Raw genomic sequence first — 8,473 nt, forward strand, 5'->3', positions numbered from 1 at the left:
ATTACGAGCTGATCTCACCGCGGGAGAACCGTGAGCGGCCGCGCTTTCGTGCCTTTAGCGACTGGCTGCGCAGCGAGGTGGCGCTCAGCCAGTCCGGCACAGTTCTTGTCCTTTAGAACAGCTTGCTGCCCCAACCGAGTTTATTGCGCAGCACGTGAAAGTAGCTGTAATCGAGCGGGTGTACCAAGTGCAGCTTGTGGCTGCTCTTCTTGATGAGGATCTCGTCCCCCGGATGCACCGCCAGGGTTACCTGACCGTCGCAGCTCACCTGTATGGCGTCATCCTGATTGTCTGGCGAGACCAGCAGCCGCACCTCGCTGTCCGCATCCAGCACGATGGGGCGGCTGCTGAGGGTGTGCGGAAACATAGGCACCAGCGTGATGGCGTTGAGCTTGGGGGTAAGGATCGGGCCGCCTGCTGACAGCGAGTAGGCGGTGGAGCCGGTCGGGGTGGCCACTATGATGCCGTCTGATCGCTGACTGTACATAAAACTGCCATCGATGTAGACCTCAAACTCGATCATGTGAGCGATCTTGCCCGGGTGCAGCACGGCTTCGTTCACCGCCAGGTTGCGCGATTTGCGCTCCCCATGGCGATAGACGGCGGCTTCCAGCAGGAAGCGGTGTTCACTCTTGTAGTGGCCGGAGAGCACCTGCTCCAGTGGCAGCAGGTAATCCTGCGGCGACAGGTCGGTTAAAAAGCCGAGATTGCCACGGTTCACGCCGATCACCGCCACATCAAACCGTGACAGCACCCGGGCTGCCCCCAGCATGTTGCCGTCCCCGCCGACGACGATGGCCAGATCCGCCAGCTCACCGAGCTGGACCAGATCCATCACGTTCTCATCCATGATGCCGAGGGTGTGGGCCACCCGGCTCTCTACCAGCACCCGAAAACCTCGGGTAGTGAGATATTGATGCAAGCCGGTCAGGGTCTGGTTAGCCCCTTCGTGGTGGGGTTTGCCAATCAGGGCAATGGTGTTGAACGGAGAATCCATATGCTGTCGGGTCTGGGATGAGTATTGGGGGAGTATACCGCGCTTTGTGGGGGATTTGTCTGCTGCCAGCGTCTCCTGGTGGGCATAGCGCCATGAAAAGTGGCAATTTACCCGTTAGCTCGGCTCATTGGCGACGATAGCGCCCTTTTCCCCTTGAAAGCCGAGGCTGCGTCCCCATAATAGCGCCATTACAGGGTCTGTTACCGACTTGTCGCGCACCCGGATGTCAACAGACCCTAACAAGCAACCCTGAAATTGGAGATGTCATGAACCACGAAGAACAAAAAGTTGAAGCGATGGAGCAAGTGGAAGTCCAGCCAGTCGAGCCGACCGATGTAGACAGTGAAGTGACAGCCGAGCAGGCCCGCATTGCCGAACTGGAAGCGCAGCTGGAAGCTGCCCAGCAGGCCTCCCTCGAAGAGCGTGAGCGCGCCATTCGCGCCGTCGCCGAGATGGAAAACCTGCGTCGCCGTGCCGCTCAGGATGTGGAGAAGGCTCACAAGTTCGCGCTGGAGAAATTCGCTGGCGAACTGCTGCCGGTGTTGGACAACCTGGAGCGCGCCATCGAGTTGGCCGACAAAGAGAACGATGCCCTCAAGCCCATGATCGAAGGGGTTGAGCTGACCCTCAAGTCCATGCAGAGCTCGGTGGGCAAGTTTGGTCTGAATCCGCTGGATCCGCTCAATCAGCCGTTCGATCCCAACGCCCATCAGGCAATGAGCATGGTGCCGAGTGCCGATGTGGCACCGAACACCGTCATCGCTGTGATGCAGAAGGGCTACGACCTCAACGGTCGGGTGATCCGCCCGGCCATGGTGATGGTCTCCAAGGCACCGGCCTGAGTACCATTGCTGTGCTGAGCCCGCCGCTCGGCGGGCTTTTTATTCGTCTCGGCGCCATTATGCGTATTAAGTGGCGCCATTTGGCAAGCATTTGCCCGTAAAAAGGGCAAGAATGCGCGGTTTTTTGAGGGCGGGGCTTGAAGCGTCAACTTGAGACCCCATATAGGTTGCAAGGTCGCGGCGGCACAAAAAAATTGATGCCGGGAGCTTGAAAGCCACACTGGCTGCCCCCACCTAGCCGTTAACGTATTAAGGCGAGTACCTCGCCAGTTTATTCAAAGTATTTGGAGATTCGTCAAATGGGTAAAATCATCGGTATTGACCTGGGTACTACCAACTCCTGCGTCGCTATTTTGGATGGCGACACTGCTCGCGTGATCGAGAACGCAGAAGGCGATCGTACTACTCCGTCCATCATTGCCTATGCCGATGATGGCGAGATCCTGGTTGGTCAGCCGGCCAAGCGTCAGGCCATCACCAACCCGAAGAACACCCTGTTCGCCATCAAGCGTCTGATCGGTCGCCGTTTCGAAGATGAAGAAGTTCAGCGTGACCTGAAGATCATGCCGTACGCCATCGCCAAGGCTGACAATGGTGATGCCTGGGTTGAAGTGAAAGGCAAGAAAATGGCACCGCCGCAGATCTCTGCCGAAGTGCTGAAGAAGATGAAGAAGACCGCCGAGGATTACCTGGGCGAGCCGGTGACCGAAGCCGTTATCACAGTGCCGGCCTACTTCAACGATGCCCAGCGTCAGGCGACCAAAGATGCCGGTCGCATCGCGGGTCTGGATGTAAAACGCATCATCAACGAACCGACTGCTGCTGCGTTCGCTTACGGCGTGAACAAGGTCAAGGGCGAGCGCAAGGTTGCCGTATATGACTTAGGTGGCGGTACTTTCGATATCTCCATCATCGAGATCGACGAAGTCGAAGGCGAGACCACCTTCGAAGTTCTGGCGACCAACGGTAACACCCACCTGGGTGGTGAAGACTTCGACAACCGTGTCATCAACTATCTGGTCGACGAGTTCAAGCGTGAGCAGGGCATCGACCTGCGCAACGACCAGCTGGCTCTGCAGCGTCTGAAAGATGCCGCCGAGAAAGCCAAGATTGAGCTCTCTTCTGCCCAGCAGACCGACGTGAACCTGCCGTATATCACTGCAGATGCCACAGGTCCCAAGCACATGAACATCAAGGTGACCCGCGCCAAGCTGGAATCCCTGGTAGAAGACATGGTGAAGGATTCGCTCGAGCCAGTTCGTACTGCCCTGAAAGACTCAGGTCTGGCCGTTGGCGAGATCGACGACGTCATCCTGGTAGGCGGTCAGACCCGCATGCCGATGGTGCAAAAGACCGTTGCCGAGTTCTTTGGCAAAGAGCCGCGTAAAGACGTCAACCCGGATGAAGCCGTTGCCATGGGTGCTGCCATCCAGGGTGCCGTACTGTCCGGTGAGAAGACCGACGTACTGCTGCTGGACGTGACCCCGCTCTCTCTGGGTATTGAAACCATGGGCAGCGTGATGACGGCGCTGATCGAGAAGAACACCACTATCCCGACCAAGAAGTCCCAGGTGTTCTCCACTGCCGAAGACAACCAGTCTGCCGTGACCATTCACGTGCTGCAGGGTGAGCGCAAGCGCGCCAGCGACAACAAGTCCCTGGGCCAGTTCAACCTGGAAGGTATCCGTCCGGCTCAGCGTGGCCTGCCGCAGATCGAAGTGACCTTCGATATCGATGCCAACGGCATCCTGCACGTCTCTGCCAAAGACAAGGAGACCAACAAGGAGCAGAAGATCACCATCCAGGCTTCCTCCGGTCTGTCTGATGAAGAGATCGAACGCATGGTACGCGAGGCGGAAGCCAACGCGGCTGAAGACAAGAAGTTTGAAGAGCTGGTGCAGACCCGCAACCAGGCTGACGGTCTGGTCCACTCGGTCCGCAAGCAGGTAACCGAAGCCGGTGACGCCCTGCCTGCCGACGACAAGACCAAGATCGAGACTGCATTGAGCGAGCTGGAAGCCGTCATCAAGGGTGACGACAAGGCAGTCATCGAAGCCAAGCAACAGGCGCTGATGGAAGCCTCCCAGAAGCTGATGGAAATTGCCCAGCAGCAAGCCCAGGCTCAGGGTGCTGGCGCCGATGCCGGCCAGTCCTCTTCTTCTGCCAAGGCTGACGACGACGTGGTCGACGCCGAGTTCGAAGAAGTGAAAGACGAGAAGAAATAAGCCACACCCAGATGGGTAGAGCTCGCTCTACCCATCGGCTTGAACGATGAATTTACGGGCGTTGGGTGACCAACGCCCGTCTGCATAACTGTTTACGTAGCAACAGGATCAGTATGTCAAAGCGCGATTTCTATGAAGTGCTCGGGGTATCGAAAGATGCCGATGAGCGCGAGATCAAGAAGGCGTACAAGCGTCTGGCGATGAAGTTTCACCCGGATCGCAACCAGGGTGATGCCGTATCCGAAGAGAAGTTTAAAGAGGTCAAGGAAGCCTATGAGGTCCTGACCGACGAAAATCTGCGGGCCCGTTATGACCAGTACGGTCATGCTGGCGTGGATCAGAGCCAGGGTGGCGGTGGCCACGGTGGCTTTGGCGGTGGAGCCGATTTCGGTGATGCGTTCGGCGACATTTTTGGCGACATCTTTGGTGGCCGCAACGGCGGTGGTCGTCGTGGTCCTGCCCGGGGTTCAGACCTGCGCTACACCATGGAGCTGACCCTGGAAGAAGCGGTGCGCGGTGTCTCCAAGGAGATCAAGGTACCGACTCTGGTCCACTGCGAGGTCTGCAACGGCTCGGGTGCTCACACCGGCAGCCATGCCCAGACGTGCCCGACTTGCCACGGTGCCGGTCAGGTGCAGATGCGTCAGGGCTTCTTTGCGGTGCAGCAAGCCTGTCCGCACTGTCACGGTCGCGGCAAGATCATCAAGGATCCGTGCCGTAAGTGCCATGGCGATGGTCGTTACCAGAAGACCAAGACACTGTCAGTGAAAATTCCGGCGGGCGTCGATACCGGTGATCGCATCCGTCTCTCCGGCGAAGGGGAGGCGGGGGAAGCTGGCGCACCGGCCGGAGATCTCTACGTTCAGGTACATGTCAAGGAGCACGAAATCTTCGTGCGTGACGGCAACAACCTTTACTGCGAAGTGCCGATCAGCTTCACCGCCGCCGCGCTCGGCGGCGAGATTGAAGTGCCGACCCTGGATGGCCGTGTCAAGTTGAAGGTCACTCCCGAGACCCAGACCGGCAAGATGTTCCGCATGCGGGGCAAGGGCGTCAAGTCCGTGCGCTCCGGCCAGGTGGGGGATCTGATGTGCAAGGTGGTGGTCGAGACCCCGGTCAAGCTGACCGAGTCCCAAAAAGAGCTGCTGCGTCAGCTGGACGAGTCGTTCAGCGGTGCCGCTGCCAAGACCCACAAGCCGAAATCGGAAGGTTTCTTCGAAGGGGTGAAACGCTTCTTCGACGACCTGACCCGCTGATCTCAGCGCATTCCAGCAAAGCCGGCCTCTGTGCCGGCTTTTTTTGCGCCTCCTTACGGCGCGCCTCATTTTTCAATCCGTGGTGCTGGCGCGCCAGAACACCTGCTTGATATGGGGATGAATGGCCAGTTTCACCATCAGGGCATCCAGCTCATTGCCGTCGATGGAGGTGGCCAGCAGCACAGCGGAGATCTCCAGATCCTGTTCACCGAACGGCTCTATGTCCAGCTCGCTCAAGGGGTAGTTGGCCTGTTCCATCATCTCTTCGAGCCAGTGCAGCACCTCCTTCTGATACCCGCGCTCGGCGAGGGCCGTGACCCTGTAAGTCACCTCTGTATCGGTATTGTCCACCGGACGGCGGTTGATCTGGTTGACCAGGGGGCGCAGCAGGGTGTTGGCGGCCAGCACGAAGAGGGCGCCGAGCACTGCCTCCATCGCAAGCCCTGCCCCGCTGGCTGCCCCCACAGCCGCCACGCCCCACAGGGTGGCTGCTGTGTTGATGCCGCGGATATTGCCCGACTCACGCATGATGACACCGGCGCCGAGAAAACCGATGCCGGAGACGATATAGGCCACCACATGGACCACGTTGTAGCTGCCGCCGTACAGGTCATAGATGCGCTGGGCCAGACTGACGAACAGGGCTGCCCCCACGGCGACCAGCACGTTGGTGCGAAGGCCCGCGGTACGTTGGCGGTACTGACGTTCCAGCCCGACCAGGCAGCCCAGCACAAAGGCCAGCAGGAGGCTGGCCAGGGTGTCGAGCAGGGAAATCATGTCAAGTTGCTGCCACATTCTCATGGCGTACTCCTTCTGGTTTGAGATGGCCTTCGGCATGCAGGATAGGAGGCCCAATGGGCATGCCTGATGAATCGCAGAGGTGCGCGCGGTGAAGGCCATCATGGGAAATGACAACGGGCGCACGGTCAAACAGGCCCGCGCACTCTGAATGGCGTGCAGATAGCCGGGTCAGATGTAAAGGGGCCAGCATGGCTGGCCCCGACATACCTCATCCCGGTTAGTTGAGCAGGGGCTTGGCGTCGTGACGGGGATGCAGCTCCCAGCGCACCGGGTGGGCGACCCCGACCTGGTGCACGAACTGCACCAGGTAACGGCGCTGGGGCGGTGTGCAGTACAGATTGAGCACCAGCTCCCGACCCCCGCTGCGCCCTGGCCTCAGGGACTGCATGGGACGCAGCCCGGCCGGTTGCAGGGTATGAGTCACCATGTCGAGCACTCGCTCCATGTCGGCGCGATCCTGACAACGGATCTGCAACCTGTAGTGGTGCTGATCCGGTTTGGGGCGCAGCCAGAGTGGCCACAAACCACGGCCGAGCTTGCTCAGCAGGGGATGAGTCTGAGTGTATTCAGATTTGGTTGAAATAAAACGCATAGCAGCCTCCTTGTGGGAAGCAGAAACTATGCAGGCAAGGTGTCCAGGCCTGGGCTTGGGTCACCTGACGTCAAGTGTAAAAAGAGAAGAGGGGAGTGGATTTCCGCTTCTCGCAGGGTTGCGAGAGCGCGGCAGAGGAAGACCTGCGGCTATCTCGCGACCAGGGTGCCGACTGATTGGGTCGGTCTACAACTGTCACTTGATGAATTGCCCACTGATGGTCTCCGCTGTTGATGAACGGCCAAATGGTACTCATCCAGAGCAATGAGGTAAAGCCTTATCCACGTTCAGCAATATTTAGATACAAGTTTGTCAATAATCTGAGTCGCTTGGCTACCTCCATACCTGCCCGGCCAAGGTCTTAACCCCCCAGGAGCCAGCCATGATCCACGGCCATGCCGACGGTTCACGCCCTCACAAAATTAGATATTGCTAATTTAGGTTTTATTTATAGAATAAAGCTTAATATAAGCAACTGCTAATTTATGCCAATGCACACATCTCGATGAGATGACTCGGCATGCCAGCGAGGCGGTGAATGTGCTGGCCCTGTTGCGCACCCATTTTTGCCACTCCCAAGACGACGAGGTGTCCTGATGTTTGAAACCCAGTGGTTGCTTGCCCTGGCCGGGGGCATGCTGGTGGGGCTCTCCGCCCTGATGCTGATGCTGTTCAACGGCAAGGTGGCCGGGATCAGCGGCATGTTGGCGGCAGCCATGGAACACAGGCACGCCTGGTGCTGGCTGTTTCTGCTGGGATTGGGGGCGGGTGCCTGGCTGGCGTTTCGCCTGAACTGGGCCCGGCTGCCGAGCCTCGATACCCTGCCGGCCTGGCCGCTGGTGTTGCTGGCGGGGCTGCTGGTTGGGGTCGGTACCCGTCTTGGCAATGGTTGCACCAGTGGTCATGGCATCTGTGGCATGGGGCGGCTCTCGGTGCGATCCATCCTTGCCACCCTCACCTTCATGGCAACCGGTGCCCTCACCGTGTTTGTCACCCTGCATCTGTTGTAACAAGGTGATGAGATGAAACTCTTTATCAGTCTGTTGGCCGGTCTGCTGTTCGGGCTCGGCCTTGCCATCTCCGGCATGGTGGATCCGGTGCGGGTCATCGGCTTTCTCGACGTGGCGGGCACCTGGGATCCCAGTCTGGCCTTCGTGATGGGGGGCGCCCTGCTGGTGTTCATGCCTGGCTACTTTCTGCTGGTCAAACCGAGCCGCCAGAGCCTGCTTGGTGAGCCATATTCGTTCAGCCTGGCTCGGCAGGTGGACAGTCGCCTCATCGGTGGCTCGGCCCTGTTCGGCATCGGATGGGGCTTGGCGGGCATCTGCCCAGGGCCAGCCTTGAGTCTCATTTCCAGCGGGCAGCCCATGATATTGTTGTTTGTGGCGGCCATGGTGAGCGGGATCCTGCTAGTGGACAGGGTATGGATGACGCTGCGGCAAGCCCGCAGCACCTGATCCCTTGGCGCCATGATCCCGCCGTCCCGGCACCCGTGCAGGGGTCAGGAAGGCGCAATCGCGAGAGGGCCACCCGGGTAGCCCCCTCCTGTCACACCTTCAGGTGGCGGGCGCGCTGAGTCAGCGTCCTTTCATCAGTGGGAAGTAGCGTCGGTCGGCCTGGCTCATGTGGCCGACAACCAGCTCCTGAATGATGAAGTTGAGCAATTCGTCGTTGCCAAGCTCGCCGGCCCTGGCGGCGGTCATCAGCTGGCTTGCTCTGTGCAGCAGCCGCTGGTGGTCCTGCTGGTGGCTGGCCAGCTC

Annotated in this window: 9 protein-coding genes; 5 read left to right on the forward strand and 4 right to left on the reverse strand. The window is 59.2% G+C overall.

The window, feature by feature from the left end; genetic code table 11:
* Positions 1 to 112: 112 nt before the first annotated feature.
* A complete protein-coding gene (nadK, locus tag AAC083_RS05605) occupies positions 113 to 997 on the reverse strand; it encodes an NAD(+) kinase (protein WP_042033830.1) in 885 nt (294 codons plus the stop codon).
* Between the two features lie 266 nt (positions 998 to 1,263).
* Between nadK and grpE the strand changes: the two genes are divergently transcribed.
* From grpE to dnaJ, 3 genes are all read left to right on the forward strand, one after another.
* Positions 1,264 to 1,839 carry a nucleotide exchange factor GrpE gene (gene grpE / locus AAC083_RS05610; protein WP_042033829.1) on the forward strand — a complete coding sequence of 192 codons (576 nt, stop codon included), beginning with the start codon at positions 1,264 to 1,266 and terminating at the stop codon, positions 1,837 to 1,839.
* Between the two features lie 299 nt (positions 1,840 to 2,138).
* Positions 2,139 to 4,064: a molecular chaperone DnaK gene (gene dnaK / locus AAC083_RS05615; RefSeq protein WP_042033828.1), complete on the forward strand. Its 1,926-nt coding sequence runs from the start codon at positions 2,139 to 2,141 to the stop codon at positions 4,062 to 4,064.
* 113 nt (positions 4,065 to 4,177) lie between these two features.
* Positions 4,178 to 5,320, forward strand: coding sequence for a molecular chaperone DnaJ (dnaJ, locus tag AAC083_RS05620; protein WP_042033827.1), 1,143 nt, complete (start codon positions 4,178 to 4,180; stop codon positions 5,318 to 5,320).
* Between the two features lie 72 nt (positions 5,321 to 5,392).
* Here the strand turns inward: dnaJ and AAC083_RS05625 are convergent, their stop codons facing one another.
* Complete coding sequence (locus AAC083_RS05625) at positions 5,393 to 6,121, reverse strand: MgtC/SapB family protein (RefSeq protein WP_108536057.1); 729 nt, start codon at positions 6,119 to 6,121, stop codon at positions 5,393 to 5,395.
* Positions 6,122 to 6,338: 217 nt separating this feature from the next.
* The gene (locus AAC083_RS05630) at positions 6,339 to 6,713 is read right to left on the reverse strand and encodes a hypothetical protein (RefSeq protein WP_108536058.1); all 375 of its coding nucleotides are present in this window, start codon (positions 6,711 to 6,713) and stop codon (positions 6,339 to 6,341) included.
* Between the two features lie 596 nt (positions 6,714 to 7,309).
* Here AAC083_RS05630 and AAC083_RS05635 point away from each other — a divergent pair.
* Together AAC083_RS05635 and AAC083_RS05640 are read left to right on the forward strand one after the other, a co-directional pair.
* Positions 7,310 to 7,723, forward strand: a complete 414-nt coding sequence (locus tag AAC083_RS05635; RefSeq protein WP_042033824.1) for a YeeE/YedE family protein — start codon at positions 7,310 to 7,312, stop codon at positions 7,721 to 7,723.
* Between the two features lie 12 nt (positions 7,724 to 7,735).
* On the forward strand, positions 7,736 to 8,170 hold the full coding sequence (locus tag AAC083_RS05640; RefSeq protein ID WP_108536059.1) for a YeeE/YedE family protein: 435 nt from the start codon (positions 7,736 to 7,738) through the stop codon (positions 8,168 to 8,170).
* 120 nt (positions 8,171 to 8,290) lie between these two features.
* On the opposite strand, the gene AAC083_RS05645 is transcribed toward AAC083_RS05640, so the two are convergent.
* A partial coding sequence (locus AAC083_RS05645; RefSeq protein ID WP_146181591.1) for a hypothetical protein occupies positions 8,291 to 8,473 on the reverse strand: 183 nt, incomplete at its 5' end.

It is taken from the genome of Aeromonas sp. HMWF014, from assembly GCF_963878295.1.
Lineage (GTDB): Bacteria > Pseudomonadota > Gammaproteobacteria > Enterobacterales > Aeromonadaceae > Aeromonas > Aeromonas popoffii.

Excerpts from the sequence above, each read along its gene's own strand:
- nadK (WP_042033830.1), bottom strand. The coding sequence starts at position 997 with ATGGATTCTCCGTTCAACACCATTGCCCTGATTGGCAAACCCCACCAC.
- grpE (WP_042033829.1), top strand. The coding sequence starts at position 1,264 with ATGAACCACGAAGAACAAAAAGTTGAAGCGATGGAGCAAGTGGAAGTC.
- dnaK (WP_042033828.1), top strand. The coding sequence starts at position 2,139 with ATGGGTAAAATCATCGGTATTGACCTGGGTACTACCAACTCCTGCGTC.
- dnaJ (WP_042033827.1), top strand. The coding sequence starts at position 4,178 with ATGTCAAAGCGCGATTTCTATGAAGTGCTCGGGGTATCGAAAGATGCC.
- AAC083_RS05625 (WP_108536057.1), bottom strand. The coding sequence starts at position 6,121 with ATGAGAATGTGGCAGCAACTTGACATGATTTCCCTGCTCGACACCCTG.
- AAC083_RS05630 (WP_108536058.1), bottom strand. The coding sequence starts at position 6,713 with ATGCGTTTTATTTCAACCAAATCTGAATACACTCAGACTCATCCCCTG.
- AAC083_RS05635 (WP_042033824.1), top strand. The coding sequence starts at position 7,310 with ATGTTTGAAACCCAGTGGTTGCTTGCCCTGGCCGGGGGCATGCTGGTG.
- AAC083_RS05640 (WP_108536059.1), top strand. The coding sequence starts at position 7,736 with ATGAAACTCTTTATCAGTCTGTTGGCCGGTCTGCTGTTCGGGCTCGGC.